General features: G+C 60.7%; 20 protein-coding genes. 7 read left to right on the forward strand and 13 right to left on the reverse strand.

What is annotated here, in order from left to right; genetic code table 11:
• Positions 1-38: 38 nt before the first annotated feature.
• Positions 39-746 carry a TetR/AcrR family transcriptional regulator gene (locus tag AC1Q6I_RS24425; RefSeq protein ID WP_024074084.1) on the reverse strand — a complete coding sequence of 236 codons (708 nt, stop codon included), beginning with the start codon at positions 744-746 and terminating at the stop codon, positions 39-41.
• A 263-nt stretch (positions 747-1009) separates the two neighbouring features.
• On the opposite strand from AC1Q6I_RS24425, the gene lexA reads away from it, so the two are divergent.
• A complete protein-coding gene (lexA, locus tag AC1Q6I_RS24430) occupies positions 1010-1618 on the forward strand; it encodes a transcriptional repressor LexA (RefSeq protein ID WP_003172575.1) in 609 nt (202 codons plus the stop codon).
• Positions 1619-1628: 10 nt separating this feature from the next.
• Positions 1629-2102, forward strand: a complete 474-nt coding sequence (gene sulA, locus AC1Q6I_RS24435) for an SOS-induced cell division inhibitor SulA (protein ID WP_024074083.1) — start codon at positions 1629-1631, stop codon at positions 2100-2102.
• A 290-nt stretch (positions 2103-2392) separates the two neighbouring features.
• Here sulA and AC1Q6I_RS24440 read toward each other — a convergent pair whose 3' ends face one another.
• The 7 genes from AC1Q6I_RS24440 to AC1Q6I_RS24470 all read right to left on the reverse strand — a co-directional run bounded on the left by AC1Q6I_RS24440 (position 2393) and on the right by AC1Q6I_RS24470 (position 10826).
• Complete coding sequence (locus AC1Q6I_RS24440) at positions 2393-2626, reverse strand: hypothetical protein (protein ID WP_010212068.1); 234 nt, start codon at positions 2624-2626, stop codon at positions 2393-2395.
• Between the two features lie 118 nt (positions 2627-2744).
• A complete protein-coding gene (locus AC1Q6I_RS24445) occupies positions 2745-3266 on the reverse strand; it encodes a DUF6586 family protein (RefSeq protein ID WP_024074082.1) in 522 nt (173 codons plus the stop codon).
• Between the two features lie 205 nt (positions 3267-3471).
• Positions 3472-6093 (reverse strand): type I DNA topoisomerase, encoded by a 2622-nt coding sequence (gene topA, locus AC1Q6I_RS24450; RefSeq protein ID WP_024074081.1) that lies wholly within the window; start codon positions 6091-6093, stop codon positions 3472-3474.
• Positions 6094-6207: 114 nt separating this feature from the next.
• A complete protein-coding gene (locus tag AC1Q6I_RS24455) occupies positions 6208-6444 on the reverse strand; it encodes a DUF1653 domain-containing protein (RefSeq protein WP_010212074.1) in 237 nt (78 codons plus the stop codon).
• 97 nt (positions 6445-6541) lie between these two features.
• Positions 6542-7717, reverse strand: coding sequence for an acetyl-CoA C-acyltransferase FadA (gene fadA / locus AC1Q6I_RS24460; RefSeq protein ID WP_024074080.1), 1176 nt, complete (start codon positions 7715-7717; stop codon positions 6542-6544).
• Positions 7718-7746: 29 nt separating this feature from the next.
• On the reverse strand, positions 7747-9894 hold the full coding sequence (gene fadB / locus AC1Q6I_RS24465; protein ID WP_024074079.1) for a fatty acid oxidation complex subunit alpha FadB: 2148 nt from the start codon (positions 9892-9894) through the stop codon (positions 7747-7749).
• Positions 9895-10388: 494 nt separating this feature from the next.
• Positions 10389-10826, reverse strand: a complete 438-nt coding sequence (locus AC1Q6I_RS24470) for a hypothetical protein (RefSeq protein WP_024074078.1) — start codon at positions 10824-10826, stop codon at positions 10389-10391.
• A 106-nt stretch (positions 10827-10932) separates the two neighbouring features.
• Here AC1Q6I_RS24470 and AC1Q6I_RS24475 point away from each other — a divergent pair, with 106 nt between their 5' ends.
• Entirely contained in the window at positions 10933-11373 is a 441-nt protein-coding gene (locus AC1Q6I_RS24475; RefSeq protein ID WP_024074077.1) for a universal stress protein, read from the forward strand.
• Between the two features lie 89 nt (positions 11374-11462).
• Here the strand turns inward: AC1Q6I_RS24475 and AC1Q6I_RS24480 are convergent, their stop codons facing one another.
• A complete protein-coding gene (locus tag AC1Q6I_RS24480; protein WP_024074076.1) occupies positions 11463-13379 on the reverse strand; it encodes an ATP-binding cassette domain-containing protein in 1917 nt (638 codons plus the stop codon).
• Between the two features lie 213 nt (positions 13380-13592).
• Between AC1Q6I_RS24480 and AC1Q6I_RS24485 the strand changes: the two genes are divergently transcribed.
• Entirely contained in the window at positions 13593-15521 is a 1929-nt protein-coding gene (locus AC1Q6I_RS24485) for a transglycosylase SLT domain-containing protein (RefSeq protein ID WP_069075501.1), read from the forward strand.
• Positions 15522-15801: 280 nt separating this feature from the next.
• On the opposite strand, the gene AC1Q6I_RS24490 is transcribed toward AC1Q6I_RS24485, so the two are convergent.
• Entirely contained in the window at positions 15802-17589 is a 1788-nt protein-coding gene (locus tag AC1Q6I_RS24490; RefSeq protein ID WP_173903814.1) for an ABC transporter transmembrane domain-containing protein, read from the reverse strand.
• 250 nt (positions 17590-17839) lie between these two features.
• Here AC1Q6I_RS24490 and AC1Q6I_RS24495 point away from each other — a divergent pair, with 250 nt between their 5' ends.
• Entirely contained in the window at positions 17840-18013 is a 174-nt protein-coding gene (locus AC1Q6I_RS24495; protein WP_041160865.1) for a PA1571 family protein, read from the forward strand.
• A gap of 150 nt (positions 18014-18163) precedes the next feature.
• Here the strand turns inward: AC1Q6I_RS24495 and pdxB are convergent, their stop codons facing one another.
• On the reverse strand, positions 18164-19306 hold the full coding sequence (pdxB, locus tag AC1Q6I_RS24500; RefSeq protein ID WP_024074072.1) for a 4-phosphoerythronate dehydrogenase PdxB: 1143 nt from the start codon (positions 19304-19306) through the stop codon (positions 18164-18166).
• A 178-nt stretch (positions 19307-19484) separates the two neighbouring features.
• Between pdxB and AC1Q6I_RS24505 the strand changes: the two genes are divergently transcribed.
• The gene (locus AC1Q6I_RS24505; protein ID WP_024074071.1) at positions 19485-20882 is read left to right on the forward strand and encodes an MATE family efflux transporter; all 1398 of its coding nucleotides are present in this window, start codon (positions 19485-19487) and stop codon (positions 20880-20882) included.
• On the opposite strand, the gene tusA is transcribed toward AC1Q6I_RS24505, so the two are convergent.
• Both tusA and rlmM read right to left on the reverse strand, forming a co-directional pair.
• Complete coding sequence (gene tusA, locus AC1Q6I_RS24510) at positions 20879-21130, reverse strand: sulfurtransferase TusA (RefSeq protein WP_024074070.1); 252 nt, start codon at positions 21128-21130, stop codon at positions 20879-20881. The two genes, AC1Q6I_RS24505 and tusA, sit on opposite strands and share 4 nt — an antisense overlap.
• 27 nt (positions 21131-21157) lie before the next feature.
• Positions 21158-22234 carry a 23S rRNA (cytidine(2498)-2'-O)-methyltransferase RlmM gene (rlmM, locus tag AC1Q6I_RS24515; RefSeq protein WP_102625651.1) on the reverse strand — a complete coding sequence of 359 codons (1077 nt, stop codon included), beginning with the start codon at positions 22232-22234 and terminating at the stop codon, positions 21158-21160.
• Positions 22235-22429: 195 nt separating this feature from the next.
• On the opposite strand from rlmM, the gene acnA reads away from it, so the two are divergent.
• On the forward strand, positions 22430-25171 hold the full coding sequence (gene acnA / locus AC1Q6I_RS24520; protein WP_024074068.1) for an aconitate hydratase AcnA: 2742 nt from the start codon (positions 22430-22432) through the stop codon (positions 25169-25171).
• Positions 25172-25263: the final 92 nt, after the last annotated feature.

Raw genomic sequence — 25263 nt, forward strand, 5'->3', positions numbered from 1 at the left:
GCTTAGCGGATGCTAGCGGCCACGCACACCCAGGGCGGTCAAACCTTGGCGGGGATGGGAATGGATTTGCTGCGCGGGCGCAATTGAGCGGCGACCATGGCAGGATCGGTGACACCGCTTTCGGCGCGCATGCCCGCGGCGAGAAAAGGCACCATCAGGCGCATCACCTGCTCGATCGAGGTGTTCACGCCAAAGTCGGTCTCGGCAATCGCACGCAACGCCTTGATCCCGGACATGCTGAACGCCGCCGCACCGAGCATGAAATGTACGCGCCAGAACAGCTCGATCGGCGGGATGCGCGGTGCCGCCTCGTTGACCAGCAACATATAGCGACGAAACACCTTGCCGTACATGTCTTCAAGGTAGCGGCGCAGGTGGCCCTGGCTCTGACTGAACGCCAGGCCCAACAGGCGCATGAAGATCGACAAGTCGTTGCCACTGCGTGGTTGAACCACCAAGGCTTGTTCGACGAGGATTTCCAGCAGGTCTTCCAGGCTTGGCTTAGGATCGGCCTTGGCCTGGCGTCGTTCGAGCTCACGGTCCAGGCTGGCGCAGAACGGCCCGAGGAAACGCGAGAACACCGCCTGGATCAGGGCCTTTTTCGAGCCGAAATGGTAGTTCACTGCGGCGAGGTTGACCCCGGCCTTGCTGGTGATCAGCCGCAATGAAGTTTCAGCAAATCCTTTTTCCGCGAACAACTGCTCGGCAGCATCGAGAATGCGTTCAACGGTTTCCGACTGGGCCATGGCTACTCCGCCTGACAAACACTTGTTTGAAACATACGTTTCAAGTTGTGTCTTGTCAAGCCTGCAGGTTCGCTTTCCGGCCGGGCAGTCATCTGTTTCGGCGCTATTTAATCACATCCTTCCAGGTCTGTAGGCAGCGCTACCCATGCCTTGTAGGACGGCTGACGAATGACCGTCCGGCGCCATGGCAGAAAAGGATGATTGCCAAGCGCAGTTCACTGTATATAATCCCAGTCACTGTATAAAAAGACAGAGCGATCAACATGCTAAAACTGACGCCACGCCAAGCTGAGATTCTGGCTTTTATCAAGCGCTGCCTCGATGACAACGGCTACCCGCCGACGCGAGCGGAGATTGCGCTGGAACTGGGATTCAAATCCCCCAACGCCGCCGAAGAGCATCTCAAGGCCCTTGCTCGCAAGGGCGCGATCGAGATGACCCCAGGCGCTTCGCGCGGCATTCGCATCCCTGGCTTCGAAGCCAAGGCCGACGAATCGACACTGCCGATCATCGGTCGCGTCGCCGCCGGTGCGCCGATCCTGGCGCAGCAGCACGTCGAGGAATCCTGCAACATCAACCCGACCTTCTTCCATCCTCGCGCCGACTACCTGTTGCGGGTCCATGGCATGAGCATGAAGGACGTGGGCATTTTCGACGGTGACCTGCTGGCCGTCCATACCACCCGCGAAGCGCGTAACGGCCAGATCGTGGTGGCCCGCATCGGCGATGAAGTCACCGTCAAACGCTTCAAGCGCGAAGGCAGCAAGGTCTGGCTGTTAGCCGAGAACCCTGAGTTCGCCCCGATTGAAGTGAACCTGAAAGACCAGGACCTGGTGATCGAAGGCCTGAGCGTCGGCGTCATTCGCCGCTAAAGGAGGCATCATGCAGCTCGTGCACACCCCACAACACACACAACTGTCGCTGTTCGAGGCCTTCATGGCCCAACCCCTTGCGCCCCTCCTCAAGGAAACGGTCGAGGCGCCCTGGAGCGCCGAGCCTGAGGCGTTCAGTGAATTGTCGTTGCGCGGTGCTGCCGGGAGCTGCCTGAGCCTGCTGGCGCCAATCCTGCGCGAACTGAGCGAGGAACAGGACGCGCGCTGGCTGACACTGATCGCCCCGCCTGCCAGCCTGACCCAGGCCTGGCTGCGGGACGCCGGCCTGAACCGCGAGCGCATCCTGCTGCTGCAACCGCGCGGCGCGCAAAGCGCCCAGCAGTTGACCTGCGAAGCCTTGCGCCTGGGTCGTAGCCATACAGTGGTGAGCTGGCTGAACCCATTGAATGCCAGCGCCAAGCAGCAGCTGATCAGTGCTGCGCGCACAGGTGATGCTCAGAGCTTGAATATTCGATTGGGATAATGCGATGAGCCTGCGGAGGGGCTCGTTGTGGCAGGCGGACTCGTTGTGGCAGGCGGGCTTGCTGTGGCAGGTGGGTTTGCTGTGGCGAGCGGGCTTGCCCCGCGTTGGGCTGCGAAGCGGCCCCAAAACCAGACACCGTGGAATACCTGATATACCGCATTGATCTATTTAGGACTGCTTCGCAGCCCAACGCGGGGCAAGCCCGCTCGCCACAGCAAACCCACCTGCCACAGCAAGTCCGCTCACCACGACAAACCCACCTGCACTAGCAAGCCCGACCCTCACAGGACTCAGTGAAGAACCCGTGGGCCGTCTTCCTTCTCAGGTTCGCCTTCTGCCAAGCGGCCTGCCATCTGAACACCGACGCTCAACATGGCTTTTGCCACTTCCACGTGCTGGCCTTGCAGGAACACCTTGGCATCCTCGGAAAAATCCAGAATAACCAGAGAACCCTCGTCCTCCGCCCGGCGCAGCTCGATTCGGCCGTCAGGCAATTCAACAATTTCCAGAAAGGACGTTGGCATAAAAGTCTGTTCTCCACGAAAGGCCGGGATTATATCAGTCATCCGCCCGGCTTCGTTGAGGTTCTGAAGAGGTTTCTTTACGGCTTGATGAACGGTGTCATACGAATCCGACCAACGTTCAGCACTCGTTCAAACCTTCACGAAAGCGCAACGCCATCTTTTTCAGCTCCTGACGCCAGCCTTCCAACTCTTCACGACTCAGAGGCTTGGGCTCTTCCTCCTCCAACGCAACCGCCACGATCAAGGGCTGGGTCACATCGCCCTTGGGCACATGGGGAACACGGGGCGGCTGAAACATATCCGCATGGGCCTTGAGCAGACGCGCGACCCAGCTGTCGGGGCTCTGGGCCATTTCCACCAACTCGGCCAGTTCAGGGATCGCCATGCTTTCCAGCACTTCACGATTCATGATCATTTCCGCACGGGGCGAACCGGCCTGGGGCAAGCGGTAGAACCCCGCGATCTCATGACACAAGCCCAGTAACGCACCATACAAGTGGAACAACGCGGCTTCACGCCCAGCCTGAACCAGCGCAATCGCGTTCATCTCCTTGCCTTGCTCGGCACGGCCAAGGGCTTCCAGGGACAAACCCGCAAAGTAAATTTTCTGGTTGGTACGGGTATAGAGTTCGTTGGCCATAACGGCAATCTCCACAACGAATAAGCGTGATGCTGGCTATGTAGGAGCGAGCTTGCTCGCGAAAAACTTCAGAGCGCCGTTCGGCATCAGGTTTTTCGCGTAATCATCAACAACCTTCGCGAGTAAGGACCAAGCACCCTCCTCGATCCCGCAGCAAGCAAAAGCCGTCTATACAGACGGCTTTTAGCGTTAGCAGAGTATAGGATCAAGCGCCCTGGCGCTTGTCCTCAACCTTCCACTTACCGCCGTCGTAGAACGCCTTCCAACCGGTCGGCTTACCGTCCACTTCGGACTGCACGTACTGCTCCTTGGTCTTGCGGCTGTAGCGGATCACGGCTGGGCGACCATCCGGGTCCTTCTTCGGCGCCTCACACAGGAAGTGGTACTTAGGATCGATCTCGTCCTTGTGCGGCACGATTTCCAGCACCAATGGTGCACGGGTCTCGCGGTTTTTCGGGAACTGGCTGGCGGCCAGGAACAGGCCCGAAGCACCATCACGCAGGATGTAGGTGTCGTTGACCTTCTCGCACTTGAGTTCGGGCATCTTCACCGGGTCCATCTTCGGCGGCGCCGCATCACCGCTTTTCAGCAGTTTGCGGGTGTTCTTGCACGTCGGGTTGGTGCAACCGAAGAACTTGCCGAAGCGGCCGGTCTTGAGCTGCATCTCACTGCCGCACTTGTCGCATTCCAGGCTCGGGCCTTCGTAGCCCTTGATGCGGTAGCTGCCCTCTTCGATCTCATAGCCGTCACAATCCGGGTTGTTACCGCAGATATGCAGCTTGTGCTTCTCATCGAGCAGATAGGCATCCATCGCCGTGTTGCAGATCGGGCAGCGGTGCTTGCCACGCAGTACCAGCGATTCGGACTCCCCCTCGTCGTCGGCGGCGATTTCATCTCCCGGCACCAGGTTGACGGTAGCCTTGCAGCGCTCTTTCGGTGGCAGGCTGTAACCCGAGCAACCGAGGAAAACGCCGGTGGAAGCGGTACGGATCTGCATCGGACGGCCGCAGGTCAGGCACGGGATGTCGGTCATCACCGGCTGGTTGGCGCGCATGCCGCTCTCGGGGCTTTCTGCCACTTCGAGTTTCTTCTTGAAGTCGCCGTAGAACTCGTCCAGCACGTTTTTCCAGTCGCGCTCGCCCTGGGCCACGTCATCGAGGTTCTCTTCCATGCCGGCGGTGAAGCCGTAGTCCATCAGGTTGGAGAAACTCTCGGACAGACGCTCGGTGACGATATCGCCCATCTTTTCCGAATAGAAACGACGGTTGTGCAGGGCAACGTAGCCACGGTCCTGGATCGTCGAGATGATCGCGGCGTAGGTCGAAGGACGACCGATACCGCGTTTTTCCATCTCTTTCACCAGGCTGGCTTCCGAATAACGCGCCGGCGGCTTGGTGAAGTGCTGGGACGGGTCGAGCTTGATCAGCTTGAGCGTATCGCCCTGGGCCATGTCCGGCAGTACATCGTCGTCGCCCGGCTTGGCGATCTGCGGCATCACGCGGGTATAGCCGTCGAACTTGAGGATACGGCCCTTGGCGCGCAGCTCGAAGTCGCCAGCGCCCACACTGACGGTGGTGGACAGGTATTGCGCCGGCAGCATCTGGCAGGCCAGGAACTGGCGCCAGATCAGCTCGTAGAGGCGCTCAGCGTCGCGTTCCATGCCGCTCAGCTTGCTTGGCTCGGTGTTGGCGTCGGAAGGACGAATCGCTTCGTGAGCCTCCTGGGCGCCCTCTTTGCTGCTGTAGACGTTCGGCTTCTCCGGCAGGTACTTCTTGCCGAACTCACTTTCAATATAAGTGCGCGCCATGGCCACCGCGTCTTGCGACAGGTTGGTGGAGTCGGTACGCATATAGGTGATGTAGCCAGCTTCGTACAGACGCTGGGCCATCATCATGGTCTTCTTCACCCCGAAGCCCAGGCGGTTGCTCGCGGCCTGTTGCAAGGTAGAGGTAATGAACGGTGCCGACGGCTTGCTGCTGGTCGGTTTGTCTTCGCGCTTGACGATGCTGTAGCTGGAAGCCTTGAGCTTTTCCAGCGCGGCCATGGCCTGGGCTTCGTTCAGCGGCTTGAACGCCTCGCCTTTCTCACGGGCCACTTCGAAGCGCACGTTGGCGCCCTTGGCAGTGCCCAGGTCGGCGTGGACTTCCCAGTATTCTTCGGGGTTGAACGCACGGATCTCACGCTCACGCTCCACCACCAGCTTGACCGCTACCGATTGCACACGGCCGGCGGACAGGCCGCGGGCGATCTTGGCCCACAGCAGTGGCGAGACCATGTAGCCCACGACGCGGTCGAGGAAACGACGGGCCTGCTGGGCGTTGACGCGGTCAATGTCCAGCTCGCCCGGCTTGGAGAAGGCTTCCTGGATGGCTTTCTTGGTGATTTCGTTGAACACCACACGCTTGTAGCGGCTGTCATCACCGCCGATGGCTTCCCGCAGGTGCCAGGCAATGGCTTCCCCTTCGCGGTCCAAGTCCGTTGCGAGATAGATGGTGTCAGCATCCTTGGCGAGCCGACGCAGCTCTTCGATGACCTTTTCCTTGCCCGGAAGGATTTCGTACTTGGCCTTCCAGCCATGTTCCGGATCCACCCCCATGCGCGAGACCAGCTGCTTGCGCGCTTTCTCTTTAGGGCTGAGCACCGGACCTTCGCCCGCGGCCGCCTTGCCGCGCTTGGCGGCAGGCTCCTTGCTGGCGCTAGCCGAACCGCTGGTGGGCAGGTCTCGGATATGGCCGATACTCGACTTCACCACGTACTCGTTGCCCAAGTACTTGTTGATGGTCTTGGCCTTAGCCGGGGATTCCACAATGACCAGCGATTTGCCCATGGATCGGAAAATTCCTGAATTCGAGAAGTGAAAGGCAGTTGGCGCCTGACGCGGCAACGCTATATATAGTGGCAACAAGGTGAGGTCAAGCGCAGCATTCTGCGCGGCCTGCCGTTATTGCCCTGAAAAAAGACTGGGTTCGGCCTGGACCAAAGCAAAGCGCGGGACCTGCTCGCCGTCAACTTCGACGGTCTCGAGGAACATGCTCAAGGGGCGCACCCAAAAGCCGTAATCGCCATACAGTGCTTGGTAGAACACCACTTCTTCTTCGGTCTCGGAATGCCGTGCCACGCTGAAAACGCGGTACTGCGGACCTTTATAATGTTGGTAGAGCCCTGGTTCGACTTTCATGCTCTGGCCCCCTTACAAAATTTGTTGAAAAAAAATATTAAAAATTCCAAAAAACAAAAACCGGGGCACTGGGCCCCGGCTTCCGTCAACTCAACGCTTAGACGCGTTCGAAGACGGTGGAAATGCCTTGGCCAAGACCAATGCACATGGTTGCAACCCCGAGGTTACCGCCATTTTGCTTCATCACGTTAAGCAAAGTGCCGGAAATACGCGCACCGGAGCAACCGAATGGGTGGCCCAGGGCAATCGCACCGCCGTGCAGGTTAACCTTCTCGTTCATCTTGTCGAGCACTTTCAAATCTTTCAGCACCGGCAGGGCCTGTGCAGCGAAAGCTTCGTTGAGTTCGAAGAAGTCGATATCGGAGATGGTCAGGCCCGCACGCTTCAAGGCTTTTTGTGTCGCCGGTACTGGACCATAGCCCATGATTGCGGGGTCCACACCCGCCACGGCCATCGAACGAATCACCGCCAGCGGCTGGATACCCAGGTCCTGGGCACGCTGCGCCGACATCACGATCATGCACGAGGCACCATCGGTGATTTGCGACGAAGTACCCGCCGTCACGGTGCCGCCCTTCGGATTGAAGGCAGGCTTGAGGGCCGCCAGGCTTTCCAGGGTGGTGTCCGGACGAATGGTTTCGTCGTAGTCGAACAGTTTCAGGAAACCGTTCTCGTCGTAGCCGTTCATCGGGATGATTTCATCCTTGAACTTGCCTTCCACCGTTGCCTTGTGGGCCAACTGGTGGGAGCGCAGGCCGAACGCGTCCTGGGCTTCACGGGTAATGCCGTGCATCTTGCCGAGCATTTCCGCGGTCAGGCCCATCATGCCCGAGGCTTTTGCCGCGTACAGCGACATGTGTGGGTTGGGATCGACGCCGTGCATCATGCTGACGTGGCCCATGTGCTCCACGCCACCGACCACGAACACATCCCCATTACCCGTCATGATCGCCTGGGCGGCCGTGTGCAGGGCGCTCATCGAGGAGCCACACAAACGGCTGACGGTCTGGCCGGCGGCCGTATGCGGGATCTGGGTCATCAGCGACGCCATGCGCGCGATGTTCCAGCCCTGCTCCAGGGTCTGGTTGACGCAGCCCCAGATCACGTCTTCGACTTCGTTCGGGTCGACCTTGACGTTGCGCTCCAGCAATTTGCTGATCAGGTGCGCCGACATATCTTCAGCGCGGGTGTTGCGGTGCATGCCGCCCTTGGAGCGGCCCATCGGTGTGCGACCGAAGTCGACAATCACGACGTCTCTTGGATTCAAGCTCATAAATATTCTCGCTCTAGTCGTCTGGGCACTTAACCGAAGAAGCTCTGGCCATTCCTGGCCATCTCACGCAGCTTCGCGGTCGGGTGGTACAGCGGGCCCAAATCAGCGTATTGATCAGCCAGGGCAACGAATTCGGCTACACCGATCGAGTCGATGTAACGCAGCGCACCACCACGGAATGGAGGGAAACCAATACCGTATACCAGGCCCATATCGGCTTCGGCAGCGGTCTCGACGATGCCGTCTTCCAGGCAACGCACGGTCTCCAGGCACAGGGCGATCATCATCCAGTTGACGATGTCCTCGTCGGACACCTCACGCTGTTCATAGATGACCGGCGCAAGCACCTCGTGGACCGACGGGTCAGCGACCTTCTTCTGCTTGCCCTTCTTGTCGGTCTCGTAGGCGTAGAAGCCCTTGCCGTTTTTCTGACCCAGGCGCTTGGCCTCGTAGAGCGCGTCGATCGCCGAGCGCCGGTCGTCTTTCATACGGTCCGGGAAGCCTTCAGCCATCACGTCGCGGCCGTGGTGGCCGGTGTCGATGCCGACGACGTCCATCAGGTACGCCGGGCCCATGGGCCAGCCGAATTTTTCCATGACCTTGTCGATGCGCACGAAGTCCACACCGGCGCTGACCAGCTTGGCGAAACCGCCGAAGTACGGGAACAGCACGCGGTTGACCAAGAAGCCCGGGCAATCATTGACCACGATCGGGTTCTTGCCCATTTTCTTGGCGTAGGCAACGGTGGTGGCGATGGCCAACTCGCTGGACTTCTCGCCACGGATCACTTCCACCAGCGGCATCATGTGCACCGGGTTAAAGAAGTGCATGCCGACGAAGTTTTCCGGACGCTTGAGCGCCTTGGCCAGCAGCGAGATGGAGATCGTCGAGGTGTTGGACGCCAGGATGGTGTCGTCTTTGACCTGCGCTTCCACTTCAGCCAGTACGGCTTGCTTGACCTTCGGGTTCTCGACAACCGCTTCGACCACCAGGTCGACATGGCCGAAATCGCCGTAGGACAGCGTAGGACGAATGCCGTTAAGCACTTCAGCCATTTTCGCAGCGGTCATGCGACCTTTATCAACGCGGCCCACCAGCAGCTTGGCGGCTTCCGCCAGGCCCTGCTCGATACCGTGTTCGTTGATGTCTTTCATCAGGATCGGCGTGCCTTTGGACGCCGACTGATAGGCGATACCGCCACCCATGATGCCGGCACCGAGTACGGCTGCCTGTTTCACGTCCTTGGCGATTTCGTCGTAGGCCTTGGCCTTTTTCTTCAGTTCCTGATCGTTCAGGAACAGGCCGATCAGGCTCTGGGCAGCAGAGGTCTTGGCCAGTTTGACGAAACCCGCCGCTTCCACTTCCAGGGCTTTGTCGCGACCGAAGTTCGCGGCCTTCTGGATGGTCTTGATCGCTTCAACCGGCGCCGGGTAGTTCGGACCGGCCTGGCCGGCCACGAAACCCTTGGCGGTTTCGAACGACATCATTTGTTCGATGGCGTTGAGCTTGAGTTTTTCCAGCTTTGGCTGACGCTTGGCCTTGTAGTCAAATTCGCCGCTGATGGCGCCTTTGATCAGGTTCAGTGCAGCTTCGGCCAGTTTGTCCGGGGCAACCACAGCGTCGACGGCACCGACTTTCAGCGCGTCTTCAGCTTTATTTTCCTTACCGGCGGCGATCCACTCGATGGCGTTGTCGGCACCGATCAGGCGCGGCAGACGCACGGTACCGCCGAAGCCTGGGTAGATGCCCAGCTTGACTTCAGGCAGACCGATCTTGGCAGTGGCCGACATGACGCGGAAGTCTGCGGCCAGGCACATTTCCAAGCCGCCGCCCAAGGCGATGCCATTGATGGCGGCAACGGTCGGCACGTTGAGGTCTTCGAAATCGCTGAAAATCTTGTTGGCTTCGAGGTTGCCAGCCACCAGCTCGGCATCGGGCAGCTTGAAGTTGTCGACGAATTCGGTGATGTCAGCGCCGACGATAAACACGTCCTTGCCGCTGGAGACGATCACGCCCTTGACCGAAGCATCTGCTTTGATGGTGTCTACGGCCTGACGCAGTTCGTTCAGGGTTAGACGGTTGAACTTGTTGACGGACTCACCCTTGAGGTCGAATTTCAATTCGACGATGCCACTTTCAAGAGCCTTAACCGTGATGGCTTTACCTTCGTAAATCATCAACTGATCTCCACGATATGGAAGCTGAACAGTACACACCGGACGCTGGCCTCTGGTTAGACATTGATCATTTCGTCAATGCTCACCCCAATGCGCCAGGCACACCCGCCAATGCGATAGTCGGGATTCTGTATGAGACGTCTGACAGACAAACGCTCAATTCATACGCCCGTTTGATTTGGGTACGTCACCTTCATCCAATTCCAGGCAATTGTCAATCGCTCGAAAGGCTAGGAAAAACGCGACTTTCCAGTCATTTCAGAACCCCCGCCCCAGGCCTGCGCCTCGTCAATATTTCAATATTCACGAAATCAATAATCAAAAAAGTGCGGGAAAACGCTGTACAGATCGGGATATGCCGCTAGGCTAGCGACAACCGTAACGCGCCTGGATGAACATCCGACGCATGAAACACAGATTTACCGGCCTGCCTGGCCAACTCCAGCCCGATGATGATGTCGGGCTTTTTATTGCCTATGGTTTACCCGAAGGCCTCATGCCAGGGCCTTGAGCACTTTATCAATGGCCTGCAAGTCACTCGCCTCGCCCTTCTCACCCCAGTACAAAGTGACCATCTGACGATCCGCCTCGACTTTATAGACGTTGGCCGGCAGCGTTGCGAAATGCGGCAACAGCTTCTCATCGACGCACACCTCCTGCCACTGATTGACCCACACACCCGGCTCCAGCTGCCAGTAACTCCAGGTGTCTGGCGTACGGCCACGTCGCGGCCGGTGGTACTGCGCGCAAGGGCTCGGCGGCTCCTGCTTGAGCCAGTGCGGCCACTCCTGAGGTGCCAGTTGCATGGCCAGGCCGATGCGTCGCGCCTCCATGCGCAGGGCCATGCGCCCGCTCTGGTGGCGCGACGGGCGCAGCCATGCCAGGGGGCTCAGAACCACCACAAGGATTGACACCACTATCCAGACCGTCATATGTGTACTCCCGAATTTCTAGATGAGCGGATTTGATCTCACGCAACCCTATCCGCTTGAAAGCAGCCATACTGAATCTATTGCAGTCCCCCTAGAGGAACGCCTCATGCCCTACCAACATATTCTGGTCGCTGTCGATCTGACCGAAGAGTGCGATCCAGTGATCAAGCGCGCGCAGGAATCCGCATTGGCCAATGGTGCCGTACTGTCGCTGGTGCATATCGTCGAGCCCATGGCCATGGCCTTTGGCGGTGACGTGCCGATGGACCTTTCCCAATTGCAGCAACAACAATTCGACCAGGCCAAGGAGCGTCTGGACCGTTTGATTCTCAAGTACCCGCACCTGAAAAAGGAAGACTGCCACCTGACCTACGGCCAACCTCGCCAGGAAATCCACCACCTGGCCAAAGAAAAGGGTTGTGACCTGATCGTGGTCGGTAGCCATGGCCGTCATGGTTTGGCGCTGTTGCTGGGCTCCACGGCCAATGACGTGCTGCATGGCGCGCCGTGCGACGTCCTGGCGGTAAGGCTGGTCAAAAGCTCGTAAGCCCCCTCCCACATTTTGAATCGCATTTCATATGAAAAACCCGGTGTTCATCCAAATGAACACCGGGTTTTTTAATGCATCTGGATCAGTCAGGCATCCAACTCAGCCCAACGCTCAACCAGCGCTTCCAGCTCCTGGTTCAACGTCTCCAGGGAAGCGATGACCTTGGCGGTTTCCGCCGCCGGGCGCAGGTAGAAACCCGCGTCGGCCATTTGCGCTTCCACAGCCGCGATCTGTTGCTCCTTGGCCTCGATATCACCCGGCAAGGCTTCCAGCTCACGCTGAAGCTTGTAGCTGAGCTTCTTCTTGGCCGCCGGGGCAGCTTCCTGGGCCGGGGCAGCGGCCACCGGGGCGACAACGGCGGAGGTCAGGTCGGCCTTGCCGGACTTGCTCTCGGTCACGCCCAGCAGGCGCGGTGAACCGCCCTGACGCAGCCAGTCCTGGTAACCACCGACGTACTCACGCACCTTGCCTTCCCCTTCGAAGACCAGGGTACTGGTGACCACGTTGTCGAGGAATGCCCGGTCGTGGCTGACCATCAGCACAGTGCCGTTGAAGGTCAGCAAGACCTCTTCCAGCAGTTCGAGGGTTTCCACATCGAGGTCGTTGGTCGGTTCGTCGAGTACCAGCAGGTTGGCCGGCTTGCTGAACAGCTTGGCCAGCAGCAGGCGCGCGCGCTCACCACCGGACAAGGCCTTGACGGGTGTGCGGGCACGCTGCGGGCTGAACAGGAAGTCGCCCAGGTAGCTCAGCACGTGGCGACTCTGGCCGTCGATGTCGATAAAGTCGCGACCTTCGGCAACGTTGTCGATCACGGTCTTTTCCAGGTCCAGCTGGTGACGCAACTGATCGAAGTAGGCCACGTCGATGCGGGTGCCCTCTTCCACGGTGCCGCTGGTCGGTTGCAGGCCGTTGAGCATCAGCTTGAGCAAGGTGGTCTTGCCGGTACCGTTGGCGCCCAGCAGGCCGATACGGTCGCCGCGTTGCAGGACCATGGAGAAGTCCTTGATCAGGAACGGACCGTCCGGGTGATGGAAGCTGACGTTTTCCAGCACCATCACTTGCTTGCCCGACTTGTCGGCGGTATCCAGCTGGATATTGGCCTTGCCGGTGCGCTCGCGGCGTTCGCTGCGCTCGACGCGCAGGGCTTTCAGGGCACGTACGCGGCCTTCGTTACGGGTACGGCGCGCCTTGATGCCCTGGCGGATCCAGACTTCTTCCTGGGCCAGTTTCTTGTCGAACAGGGCGTTGGCGGTTTCTTCGGCGGACAGTGCGGCTTCCTTGTGCACCAGGAAGCTGGCGTAGTCGCCGTTCCAGTCGATCAGGCCACCACGGTCCAGTTCGAGGATGCGCGTGGCGAGGTTTTGCAGGAAGGAACGGTCGTGCGTGATGAACAGCACGGCACCCTGGAAATCCTTGAGGGCTTCTTCCAGCCAGGCGATGGCGCCGATGTCCAGGTGGTTGGTCGGTTCGTCGAGCAGCAGCAGGTCCGGCTCGGACACCAGCGCCTGGGCCAGCAACACCCGGCGACGCCAGCCGCCGGACAATTCGGCGAGGGTCTTGTCGGCCGGCAGTTGCAGGCGGCTCAGGGTACTGTCCACCAGTTGCTGCAGGCGCCAGCCGTCGCGGGCTTCGAGGTCTTGCTGGACGTGCATCAGCTTGTCCAGGTCTTCTTCGGTGACGCAGTTCTGCGCCAGGTGGTGGTACTGCGCAAGCAACTCACCAACGCCGTCCAGGCCTTCGGCAACCACGTCGAACACGGTCCGTCCGTCGGCCACCGGCAATTCTTGCGGCAATTCGCCGATCTTGAGGCCCGGGGCACGCCACACAGAGCCGTCGTCGGGCTTCTGGTCGCCTTTTACCAGCTTCATCATGCTGGACTTGCCGGTGCCGTTGCGGCCGATGATGCACACCCGCTCACCACGGGCGATCTGCCAGGACACCTTGTCCAACAACGGCATAGCGCCGAAAGCAAGGGACACATCGCTGAATTTGAGCAGGGTCATACGCTTCTCCAAAAACTGGGCGCGCATTCTACCTGACTTGAGGGCTGGATGCGGTCGCCATTTTCTCTGCTGATACGTTCTGTAGGACATTTCCGGCGATCTTCAACCAACCGGCCGGCAAAGCTTTCACCGGCCGCTGGCAAAAGGCTAAGCTAGGGGCAATCAGTGTCGGCGGTGCCGGCGCTAGTCGTGATTTCTCTGCACGGACGTCTCATGCGCAGTCGCCTTTTCAACTTTTTATCTTGTCTGCTTCTTTCCGCCACTGCCGTTCAATCCGCGCAGGCCGTGGACCTCACCACTCAACGTCAATATTACGATGAAGCCAAGCGTGCACTGGCCAAGGGCGATACCGGCCCCTACATGCAATACAGCCAGGCCCTGGCCGACTACCCGCTGACGCCCTACCTGGCGTACGACGAGCTGACCGCCCGCCTGAAGACCGCCAGCAACGAGGAAATCGAACAGTTCCTTGCGAAAAACGGCGACCTGCCCCAGGCCAACTGGATGAAACTGCGCTGGTTGCGCTGGCTGGCCGATCGTGGTGATTGGCAGACCTTTGAAAAGTACTACGATGCCAAGCTCAATTTCGTTGAATTGGACTGCCTGCATGGCCAGTTCCAGCTCACCCACAATTTGAAAGCCGAAGGCTACAAGACCACCGAAAAACTGTGGATGACCGGCAAATCCCAGCCCGCCGCGTGCGATGCCACCTTTAGTCAATGGGCCGCCGACGGCCAGCTCACCGAGCAAAAAATCTGGGACCGCGCCAAGCTCGCTGCCGAAGCGCGCAACTACGCGCTGGCCAACAGCCTGGTGAAAACCCTGCCGACCCTCGGCGCCCAAGGCCGCCTGATGGTCGACGTGGCGCAAAAGCCCGACATGCTCAGTGATCCTTCGCGCTTCCTGCCGGCCACCGAAGCCATGTCTGACGCCGTGGGCCTGGGCCTGCGCCGCCTGGCTCGCCAGGACCCGGACAAGGCCATGGCCCTGCTCGACGGCTACGCCAGCAGCATGCACTTCTCCCGTGACGAAAAAGTGGCGATCGCTCGTGAAATCGGCCTGACCCTGGCCAAGCGCTTCGATCCCCGCGCCCTTGAGGTGATGACCAAGTACGACCCCGAACTGCGCGACAACACCGTGTCCGAATGGCGCCTGCGCCTGCTGCTGCGCCTGGCCCGCTGGGAAGATGCCTATCAGTTGACGCGAAAACTCCCACAAGACCTGGCCACCACCAATCGCTGGCGCTACTGGCAGGCCCGCAGCCTGGAACTGGCCGAGCCGAAAAACCCGCAAGCCCTGGTGCTGTACAAGAACCTGGCGAGGGAGCGGGATTTCTACGGTTTCCTCGCCGCTGACCGCTCCAAGGCGCCGTACCAGTTGATCAACAAGCCGCTGTTGATGAGCCAGGCGCTGATCAACAAGGTGCGCAACACCCCCGGCGTGCGCCGTGCCCTCGAGTTCTATGCCCGTGGCCAGGTGGTGGACGGTCGCCGCGAGTGGTACCACGTCAGCCGTCACTTTGACCGTGACGAAATGGTCGCCCAGGCCAAGCTGGCCTATGACATGAAGTGGTACTTCCCGGCGATTCGCACCATCAGCCAGGCTCAGTACTGGGACGACCTGGACATCCGCTTCCCGATGGCCCACCGCGACACCCTGGTGCGCGAAGCCAAGGTACGCGGCCTGCATTCGAGCTGGGTGTTCGCTATCACCCGCCAGGAAAGCGCCTTCATGGACGACGCCCGCTCCGGCGTCGGTGCCAGCGGCCTGATGCAACTGATGCCCGGCACCGCCAAGGACACCGCGCGCAAGTTCAGTATCCCCCTGGCCTCACCCGCCCAGGTACTGGACCCGGATAAAAACATCCAGCTCGGCGCGGCCTACCTCAGCCAGGTACACAGCCAGTTCAACGGCAACCGCGTGCTCGCCTCCGCCGCCTACAACGCCGGCCCCGGCCGCGTGCGTCAATGGCTGCGCGGCGCCGACCACCTGAGTTTCGACGTGTGGGTGGAAAGCATTCCGTTCGATGAAACCCGTCAATATGTACAGAACGTGCTGTCTTATTCGGTGATCTACGGACAGAAGCTCAACTCACCACAGCCGCTGGTGGATTGGCATGAGCGGTATTTTGATGATCAGTGACAATGGCTGACGAAAAGCCTGTGGCGAGCGGGCTTTGTAGTGGCTAGCACGGCGGGTTGTGGCCAGCAGGCTTGTTGTGGCGAGCGGGCTTGCCCCGCGTTGGGCTGCGAAGCAGCCCCAAAACCTGTCGATTTAAAATGCCTGGATAAACGCGGTGGCCTTATTGGGGCCGCTTCGCAGCCCAACGCGGGGCAAGCCCGCTCGCCACAACAAGCACGCTCGCTACAACAAGCCCGGTTGCCACAACAGGCCTGCCCCCCCCCTCTCCACAACAATCACGCTAGGCCTGGTTTTTTGCGACCTCTACGGCGTCACTGAACTGCAACGCCGCCAACCGCGCATACAGCGGATTGTTCGCAATCAACTGCTGATGCGTACCCACCGCTACCAGCTTGCCCTGGTCCATCACCGCAATCCGATCGGCGTTCTTCACCGTGGCCAGGCGATGCGCGATCACCAGCGTGGTACGGCCCTGCATCAATTGCGGCAACGCCTGCTGGATCAGGTGTTCACTCTGCGCATCGAGGGCGCTGGTGGCTTCGTCCAGCAGCAGGATCGGCGCGTCCACCAGCAATGCGCGGGCGATGGCCAGGCGTTGTCGTTGGCCGCCGGAAAGGCCCATGCCGCCGTCGCCGAGGTGGGTCTGGTAGCCGTCGGGCATTTGCAGGATGAAATCATGGGCGTGGGCAATACGGGCCGCGGCTTCGACCTGTTCACGGGTCGCCGCCGGGTTGCCGTAGCGGATGTTCTCCTCGACGCTGCCGAAGAACAGCGCCGGGCTTTGCGACACCAGGGCGAAGTGGCGGCGCAGGTCCAGCGGGTCCAGCTCGGTCAAGGGGCGGCCTTCGAGCAGGATGCGGCCTTGTTGGGGGTCGTAAAAGCGCAGCAACAGATCGAAAATCGTCGACTTGCCGGCACCGGACGGCCCCACCAGCGCCAGGGTTTCACCGGGGTTGATGGTCAGGCTCAACCCGTCGATGGCGTAGCTGTCCGGCCGCGAGGGGTAGGAAAAGCGCAGGTCTTGCAGTTCCATACGGCCGCTGACCCGCGCCGGCAAGTGCACCGTGCCGGTGGCGGGAGCCTGGATATCGTTGCTCGACTGCAACAACTCGCCGATTCGCTCCGCCGCACCGGCAGCGCGCTGCAGTTCGCCGAGCACTTCGCTGAGGGTGCCGACGGCGCTGCCCACAATCAGGCTGTAGAACACGAACGCCGCCAGCTCGCCGCCGGAAATGCGCCCACTGATCACGTCCATGCCGCCGACCCACAACATCACGCCCACGGCCCCCAGCACCAGCATGATCACCAGGGTGATCAACCAGGCGCGTTGGGCGATGCGTTTGCGTGCGGTGTTGAACGCTTCCTCGACGGTCACGGCAAAGCGTCGTTCGTCCTGCACCTGGTGGTTATAGGCCTGTACGGTCTTGATCTGGCCGAGGGTCTCGGACACATAACTGCCTACATCGGCGATGCGGTCCTGGCTCAGGCGCGAGAGGCTGCGTACGCGGCGGCCAAAGATCAGGATCGGCGCCAGCACCAACGGCAGTGCGACCACAACGATGCTGGTGAGCTTGGGGTTGGTGATGAACAACAACACGATGCCGCCGATGACCATCAACCCATTGCGCAGGAACAGTGACAGCGACGAGCCGATCACCGATTGCAGTAAGGTGGTGTCGGTGGTGAGTCGCGACTGTATTTCCGAACTGCGGTTGTTTTCATAGAAGCCGGGGTGCAGGTAGATCAAGTGATTGAACACCTGGCGACGAATATCGGCCACCACCCGCTCGCCGATCCACGACACCAGGTAGAAGCGTGCAAACGTACCCACCGCCAGGCCCAGCACCAGAATCATGAACAGCCCGATGGACTGGTTGAGCAGGTGTGGCGACTGGGTCATGAAGCCCTGATCCACCAGCAGGCGAATGCCCTGCCCCATGGACAAAGTGATGCCGGCGGTAACGATCAGCGCCAACAGGGCACCGAGGGCCTGCCAGCGGTAGGGCGCGATAAAGCGGCTGGCCAGGCGAATCGCGCGGCGCTGTCGGACTGAGAACATGGAGGGCATCACCGTTGAGGAACGTGTACACCACATGGGGGGAACTTGGGCAAATAACAACTTTCGTAACAGCAATGAGTCAGATTAATTATGCCCACCGATACTGATGCCTAGAGGCTATCGGTCTAACGTCCCGCTGGAAATCCGCGGAGGTTTCTGCTGGACTGGGGGCTCGAACCGGTGATTGTGCAAGGAGTTGTAATAGCGCGGTCACGCGGGGGTTTTACAGTAGGTACACAACCTGATGAGGAGACAGGCTATGACCTTGCAAAATAGCAGCGATGCCAAGATTGAAGTGATCCGCCAACCGCAGCAGTTGCCTTGCTCGTACATCGACGCCAAGGGCCACGAAGTGCAGATTACCGAAGAGATGATCCAGCAAGCGTGCCGCGAGTTGGAACAACGCCTGGTCAAGCCTGCGCAGCAAGGCTGAAGCGCCTGAACTCTTTCAAAACCGGTCCTGGTGGCCGGTTTTTTTTGTGGCCAGGCTGCTGGCTCCCATTGAGCCGCGAAGTGGCCCCAAACAATGGGACGGCTGCGCAGTTCAACGGGAGCAAGCGCCCTCGCCACAGTAATAGCGTTCCTACAGGGCGCTTGCGCCCAATGCCTGGACGATATTCGCCAACACCGCCGACTCCCCGTTGATGCGCACCTTCAAGCCGTCAATCTCGCGACGCTCAGGGTAGTGCTTGCGCAACAGGTCGAATGCCTTGCGCTGCTCCTCGACGGTTCCTACGAGGCTACGCCGGAAATCTGCGTCGTCCCGACGCGGGTCATACACGCTGCGGCATAACGTCGCCAAAGCCCAGGCGGGATCGGTCGATGCATTCAAGTGCACCTCGGCCAGCCAGGGCGGCGGCAGCAAATCGCTGAGTTGAATGCTCGCTTCCTGGCCCAGATGCGCACAGAACGCCTGGTAGATCTGCGCCGTGCCACGCTGCTTGCCATCCAGGCTGTAGCCGGCGATATGCGGCGTAGCCAGCACGCAGAGGTCAGCCAGGTCGACGTCCACTTCCGGCTCGCCCTCCCATACATCCAGCACCGCTTGCAGGTCCTCGCGTTCAAGCAGCACGTCGCGCAGGGCTGCGTTGTCGACCACCGGGCCACGGCTGGCATTGATCAGCCAGGTGCCAGGCTTGAGGCGGTTGAGCCGCTGGCGGTCCAGCAGGTGCCAGGTGGAACCGTTGCCGGACTTGGTCAGTGGCGTGTGCAGGCTGATCACGTCGCACTGTTCGATGATCTGTTCCAGGCTGACGTAGTCACCGTCCTCGGCGATCTGCCGCGGCGGATCGCACACCAGCACGTTCCAGCCCAGGCCCTTGAGCACCTTGACCAGGCGACCGCCGACTTCACCGGCACCCACCACACCGTAGGTGCGTTGATTGAGGTCGGCGCCTTCGATCTCGGCCAGGGTTTGCAGGCTGCCAAGGACGTAGTCCACCACGCCGCGAGCATTGCAGCCGGGGGCGCTGGACCACTGGATCGCGGCCTGCTTGAAGTAATCGAGGTCCAGGTGGTCGGTGCCGATGGTGCAGGTGCCGACAAAACGCACCGCCGAACCTTCGAGCAAGGCGCGGTTGACGTTGGTGACCGAACGTACCAGCAGCACATCGGCCTGCTCGACCGTGGCACGGTCAATGGAGCGCCCGGGTACCCGGCGAATTTCGCCAAACCCTTCGAAGAAGGCATCGAGCAGCGGGATATTTTCGTCGGCAACAATCAGCATGGCAGGCTCCTTTCGCGGATCAGCAGTGTACAGGGATGCGCTCGGTGTCACACCGTGGATCCCAGGAGTGAAGAGTGCCTGGAGGATCGTTTACAAATCCCTAACACAGGTTTTTTCCTGACTATCGCGTCAAGGCGTAGAATCCGCCGTCCTGTGCTCTTTCCTGGACACCCCGTACGTGAACGCTGCCATCACCGCCCCCCTCACACGCCCCGCCCGCATCAACCGCGAGGTGCGCAGCCTGCTGACTCTGGCCCTGCCGATCATGATCGGCCAACTGGCAACCACTGCCATGGGCTTTGTCGATGCGGTAATGGCCGGGCGTGTCAGCCCGATGGACCTGGCGGCCGTGGCCCTGGGTAACTCGATCTGGATTCCGGTGTTCCTGCTGATGACCGGCACCCTGCTGGCCACCACGCCCAAAGTCGCCCAGCGCTTCGGCGCGGGCACGTTCCGGGAAATCGGCCCGCTGGTGCGCCAATCATTGTGGCTGGGGCTGATAGTCGGCTTGACCGCGTTGCTGATGCTGATCAGCGCCGAACCGATCCTGCACGCGATGAACGTCGACCCCGCGCTGATCAAGCCGTGCATGGGGTACCTGCATGGCATCGCCTCGGGCATGCCAGCGGTCGCGCTGTACTACGTGCTGCGCTGCTTCAGCGATGGCCTGGGCCGAACGCGCCCCAGCATGGTCATGGGCCTGTGCGGGCTGGCGCTGAATATTCCGCTGAACTACGTGTTCATCTACGGCCATTTCGGCGTGCCGGCCATGGGTGGCGTCGGCTGTGGCTGGGCCACGGCAATCGTGATGTGGGTAATGATGCTCGGCATGGCGGCCTGGACCCGTTGGGCGCCGGCCTATCAGAGCAGCGAGTTGTTCAAGCGTTTCGACTGGCCGCAGTGGGCGGTGATCAAGCGCGTACTGGCCATCGGCCTGCCGATCGGTATTGCGATCTTTGCCGAATCGAGCATCTTCGCGGTGATCGCCCTGTTGATCGGTAGCCTCGGCGCCACCGTGGTGGCCGGGCACCAGATCGCGCTGAACTTCAGTTCGCTGGTGTTCATGATCCCCTACTCCCTGAGCATGGCGGTCACCGTGCGCGTCGGCCAGGCCCTGGGGCGCGGGGAACCGCGAGAGGCACGCTTCGCGGCCGGGGTCGGCATGGGCACTGCGCTGGCCTATGCCTGCCTGTCGTGCAGCCTGATGCTGCTGTTTCGCGAGCAGATCGCCACGATCTATACAGCGGACCCACGGGTGGTACAGGTGGCATCGATGCTGATCGTGTTTGCCGCGCTGTTCCAGTTTTCCGATGCGATCCAGGTCACCGCCGCCGGTGCCCTGCGTGGGTATCAGGACACGCGGGTGACCATGGTGCTGACGTTGTTTGCCTATTGGGGCGTGGGCCTGCCGGTCGGCTATGCCCTCGGGCTGACCGAATGGCTGGGCGCGCCCAACGGCCCCAGCGGCTTGTGGCAGGGGCTGATCGTCGGCCTCAGCTGCGCGGCGGGGATGCTGGTGGTGCGCCTGGCCCGCAGCGCGCGGCGGCGCATTCGCCTGGACAAGGCACGGGCTTAATCAACCTTTTTGCGAATCCAGTACAGGTAGGTCCCGGCCCGTTCCTGCTGCTCCACCAGTTCATGGTCGAGAAATACGCAGAACTTGGGAATATCGCGGCGGGTCGACGGGTCGGTGGCGATCACCTTGAGCAAGCCGCCAGGCGGCAGGTCGCGGATGTGCTGGTGCAGCATCATCACCGGCTCCGGGCAGTTGAGGCCCGTTGCGTCGAGGGTGCCATCAACGGCGGTGTCGAAAATATCGCTCATTGTCTACTCCTGAAACCGGCGCTCAGTTTAGCGGGCCTTGGTTTTCTTCACATCCACCAACCGACGCAGGTGGCAGGTCACTTCTTCACGGTCGTGGTACAGCTGCTTGCAGCCGATCTCCACCCGAATACCACGCGCCTTGAAGCCCTCTTCGATGCGTTCGAGCAGGCGCTTCACCTCGGCGTAACGCTGCTTCATCGGCAACTTCAGGTTCACCACGGCCTCACGGCAATAGCCTTCGCCGATCCAGGTTTCCAGCAGCGCGGCGTTACGCGCCGGCTTCTCGACGATGTCGCACACCATCCAATCCACGGGCTGCTTGGGCACGAAAGTGAAGCCGTCAGCCATCAGGTGTTGCACCAGGCCGGTGTCCATCAGGCTTTCGGCCATGGGGCCGTTGTCGATGGCGGTCACCAGCATGCCACGGTTCACCAGTTGCCAGGTCCAGCCACCGGGGGCGGCACCGAGGTCGACACCGGTCATGTCGCCATGCAGGCGCTCATCCCACTGGTCGCGGGGGATAAAGTGGTGCCAGGCCTCTTCCAGCTTCAGGGTCGAGCGGCTGGGCGCGTCACGCGGGAATTTCAGGCGCGGGATGCCCATCGGCCACATTGCCGAGTTGTTCGACTCGGCCAGGCCCATGAACACTTCGCGGCCGCTCTTGAAGGTCAGCAGCAGGCGCGGCTTGCTCGGGTCGTCCACCAGCTTGCCGGCCCCCAACAGGGCTTTGCGCAGGTGCACTTCGAATTTCTTGCAGAAGTTCGAGAGTTCCTTGCCATCGTTGGTATCGACCATCTCCAGCCACACACTGCCGCACACCGGGAAATCGCGCAGGTGCGAGAGGATCACGCTGATGCGATCGGTTTCCGGCAAATCGATAAATACCCCGCGCGCCCACTGCCTGGGGAAGATCAGCTCGGCAAAACGCTGGCCGTGCATCAGGCGCTGGGCGCCGTCTTCTTCGGTGCAGACAAATTCGGCGCAGGCGCTGCCGGTCTTGGCCTTGGCGTAGCCCGAAACATTCAGGCGTGCGGCGTGCTCCGCGATCTCGGAACAGACTTCGCCCTCAAACCCCGGACGGCAGTGCATAAAAAGGGTGTTCATCGACTCTCCTGGTGAATCAACTGACTTGCGCTATCGCAATGCCTGTCATGAAAACGCGCGCATGATAGCCGAGTTCGGAACCTTGGTTCTGTCCATAGAGTCCAGTAATTAGCCAGCTACTGAAAACAGGGCTAGTTTGATAGCTCTGTTAGTCCCGTCAGGTCCGTAGCCGTGCGGACCATAAGGAGTCATGTAATGTCATCCCTTGATAGCCTGAGAACCCTTAAAACCCTGCAAATCGACGATAAGACTTATCACTATTTCAGCCTGCCCGAAGCCGCCAAGAGCCTGGGCGACCTGGATAAGCTGCCGATGTCCCTCAAAGTGCTGCTGGAAAACCTGCTGCGCTGGGAAGACGACAAGACCGTCACCGGCACCGACCTCAAGGCCATCGCTGCCTGGCTCAAAGAGCGCCAGTCCGACCGAGAGATCCAGTACCGCCCGGCCCGGGTATTGATGCAAGACTTTACCGGCGTTCCCGCCGTGGTCGACCTCGCCGCCATGCGCGCTGCCGTGGCCAAGGCCGGTGGCGACCCGCAACGTATCAACCCGCTCTCCCCCGTGGACCTGGTCATCGACCACTCGGTGATGGTCGACAAGTTTGGCACTACCCGTGCCTTCGAACAGAACGTCGACATCGAAATGCAGCGCAACGGCGAACGCTATGCCTTCCTGCGCTGGGGCCAGAGCGCCTTCGACAACTTCAGCGTGGTGCCGCCGGGCACCGGCATCTGCCATCAGGTCAACCTCGAATACCTTGGCCGCACCGTGTGGACCAAGGACGAAGACGGCCGTACCTATGCGTTCCCCGACACCCTGGTCGGGACTGACTCCCACACCACCATGATCAACGGCCTTGGCGTATTGGGCTGGGGCGTGGGCGGTATCGAAGCGGAAGCCGCGATGCTCGGGCAGCCGGTATCGATGCTGATCCCGGAAGTGATCGGCTTCAAGCTCACTGGCAAGCTGAAAGAAGGCATTACCGCCACCGACCTGGTGCTGACCGTTACCCAGATGCTGCGTAAAAAAGGCGTGGTGGGCAAATTCGTCGAATTCTACGGCGACGGCCTGGCCGACCTGCCCCTGGCGGACCGCGCCACCATCGCCAATATGGCCCCGGAATACGGCGCCACCTGCGGCTTTTTCCCGGTGGACGACGTGACGTTGGACTACCTGCGTCTATCCGGTCGCCCGGCTGAAACCGTCAAATTGGTCGAGGCTTACACCAAGGCCCAGGGGCTGTGGCGCAACGCCGGCCAGGAGCCCGTGTTCACCGACAGCCTGGCCTTGGACATGGGCAGCGTCGAGGCCAGCCTGGCGGGGCCAAAACGCCCGCAGGACCGGGTATCGCTGCCCAATGTCGGCCAAGCCTTCAGTGACTTCCTCGACCTGCAATTCAAACCCACCAACAAGGAAGAAGGCCGCCTGGAAAGTGAAGGCGGCGGTGGTGTCGCCGTGGGCAATGCCGATCTGGTCGGCGAAACCGACTATGAAGACGATGGCCACACCTATCGCCTGAAAAACGGCGCCGTGGTGATCGCCGCCATCACCTCTTGCACCAACACCTCCAACCCCAGCGTGATGATGGCTGCCGGGCTGGTGGCAAAAAAGGCCGTGGAGAAAGGTCTCACCCGCAAACCCTGGGTAAAAACCTCGCTGGCGCCGGGTTCCAAGGTGGTCACCGACTACTACAAGGCCGCCGGCCTTACCCAATACCTCGACAAGCTCGGCTTCGACCTGGTGGGCTACGGTTGCACCACCTGTATCGGCAACTCCGGGCCGTTGCCCGAGCCGATTGAAAAAGCCATCCAGAAAGCCGACCTCGCCGTCGCTTCGGTGCTGTCCGGCAACCGTAACTTCGAAGGCCGCGTGCACCCGCTGGTGAAAACCAACTGGCTGGCCTCCCCGCCCCTGGTGGTGGCCTATGCCCTGGCCGGCACGGTACGCATCGATATCAGCAGCGAGCCGTTGGGTAACGACCAGGATGGCAATCCGGTGTACCTCAAGGACATCTGGCCGAGCAGCCAGGAAATCGCGGATGCCGTGGCCCAGGTCAGCACCGTCATGTTCCACAAGGAATACGCCGAAGTGTTTGCCGGTGATGAGCAGTGGCAAGCAATCGAAGTGCCGCAAGCCGCGACCTACGTGTGGCAGAAGGACTCCACCTACATCCAGCACCCACCGTTCTTCGATGACATTGGCGGGCCACTGCCGGTGATCAAAGACATCAAGGGCGCCAACGTGCTGGCGCTGCTGGGCGACTCGGTGACCACAGACCACATCTCCCCGGCCGGCAATATCAAGGCCGACAGCCCTGCCGGCCGCTACCTGCGTGAACAGGGTGTGGAACCGCGCGACTTCAACTCCTACGGCTCACGCCGGGGCAACCACGAAGTGATGATGCGCGGCACGTTCGCCAATATCCGTATCCGCAATGAAATGCTCGGTGGCGAAGAAGGCGGCAATACGCTGTATATCCCCACGGGCGAGAAAATGTCGATCTACGACGCCGCCATGCAGTACCAGGCCAGCGGCACGCCACTGGTGGTGATCGCCGGCCAGGAATACGGCACCGGGTCGAGCCGCGACTGGGCCGCCAAGGGCACCAACCTGCTGGGTGTCAAGGCGGTGATCGCCGAGAGTTTCGAACGGATTCACCGTTCCAACCTGGTGGGCATGGGCGTGCTGCCGCTGCAGTTCAAGCTGGATCAGAACCGCAAGGCGCTGAAGCTGACCGGCAAGGAGAAGATCGACATCCTGGGGCTCACAAACGTGGAGATCGTGCCGCGGATGAACCTGACGCTGGTGATTACCCGGGAGGATGGCAGCAGCGAGAAGGTCGAGGTGTTGTGCCGGATCGATACCCTCAATGAAGTGGAATACTTCAAGGCCGGGGGCATCCTGCACTATGTGCTGCGCCAGTTGATCGCGTCCTAAGAACTAAGAACACAGGAGATCAAATGTGGGAGGGGGCTTGCCCCCGATAGCGGTGGATCAGGCAAAAATATTTAGCCTGACACACCGCCATC

The organism is Pseudomonas sp. MPR-R2A5 (assembly GCF_058793055.1).

Excerpts from the sequence above, each read along its gene's own strand:
- AC1Q6I_RS24425 (WP_024074084.1), bottom strand. The coding sequence starts at position 746 with ATGGCCCAGTCGGAAACCGTTGAACGCATTCTCGATGCTGCCGAGCAG.
- lexA (WP_003172575.1), top strand. The coding sequence starts at position 1,010 with ATGCTAAAACTGACGCCACGCCAAGCTGAGATTCTGGCTTTTATCAAG.
- sulA (WP_024074083.1), top strand. The coding sequence starts at position 1,629 with ATGCAGCTCGTGCACACCCCACAACACACACAACTGTCGCTGTTCGAG.
- AC1Q6I_RS24440 (WP_010212068.1), bottom strand. The coding sequence starts at position 2,626 with ATGCCAACGTCCTTTCTGGAAATTGTTGAATTGCCTGACGGCCGAATC.
- AC1Q6I_RS24445 (WP_024074082.1), bottom strand. The coding sequence starts at position 3,266 with ATGGCCAACGAACTCTATACCCGTACCAACCAGAAAATTTACTTTGCG.
- topA (WP_024074081.1), bottom strand. The coding sequence starts at position 6,093 with ATGGGCAAATCGCTGGTCATTGTGGAATCCCCGGCTAAGGCCAAGACC.
- AC1Q6I_RS24455 (WP_010212074.1), bottom strand. The coding sequence starts at position 6,444 with ATGAAAGTCGAACCAGGGCTCTACCAACATTATAAAGGTCCGCAGTAC.
- fadA (WP_024074080.1), bottom strand. The coding sequence starts at position 7,717 with ATGAGCTTGAATCCAAGAGACGTCGTGATTGTCGACTTCGGTCGCACA.
- fadB (WP_024074079.1), bottom strand. The coding sequence starts at position 9,894 with ATGATTTACGAAGGTAAAGCCATCACGGTTAAGGCTCTTGAAAGTGGC.
- AC1Q6I_RS24470 (WP_024074078.1), bottom strand. The coding sequence starts at position 10,826 with ATGACGGTCTGGATAGTGGTGTCAATCCTTGTGGTGGTTCTGAGCCCC.
- AC1Q6I_RS24475 (WP_024074077.1), top strand. The coding sequence starts at position 10,933 with ATGCCCTACCAACATATTCTGGTCGCTGTCGATCTGACCGAAGAGTGC.
- AC1Q6I_RS24480 (WP_024074076.1), bottom strand. The coding sequence starts at position 13,379 with ATGACCCTGCTCAAATTCAGCGATGTGTCCCTTGCTTTCGGCGCTATG.
- AC1Q6I_RS24485 (WP_069075501.1), top strand. The coding sequence starts at position 13,593 with ATGCGCAGTCGCCTTTTCAACTTTTTATCTTGTCTGCTTCTTTCCGCC.
- AC1Q6I_RS24490 (WP_173903814.1), bottom strand. The coding sequence starts at position 17,589 with ATGCCCTCCATGTTCTCAGTCCGACAGCGCCGCGCGATTCGCCTGGCC.
- AC1Q6I_RS24495 (WP_041160865.1), top strand. The coding sequence starts at position 17,840 with ATGACCTTGCAAAATAGCAGCGATGCCAAGATTGAAGTGATCCGCCAA.
- pdxB (WP_024074072.1), bottom strand. The coding sequence starts at position 19,306 with ATGCTGATTGTTGCCGACGAAAATATCCCGCTGCTCGATGCCTTCTTC.
- tusA (WP_024074070.1), bottom strand. The coding sequence starts at position 21,130 with ATGAGCGATATTTTCGACACCGCCGTTGATGGCACCCTCGACGCAACG.
- rlmM (WP_102625651.1), bottom strand. The coding sequence starts at position 22,234 with ATGAACACCCTTTTTATGCACTGCCGTCCGGGGTTTGAGGGCGAAGTC.
- acnA (WP_024074068.1), top strand. The coding sequence starts at position 22,430 with ATGTCATCCCTTGATAGCCTGAGAACCCTTAAAACCCTGCAAATCGAC.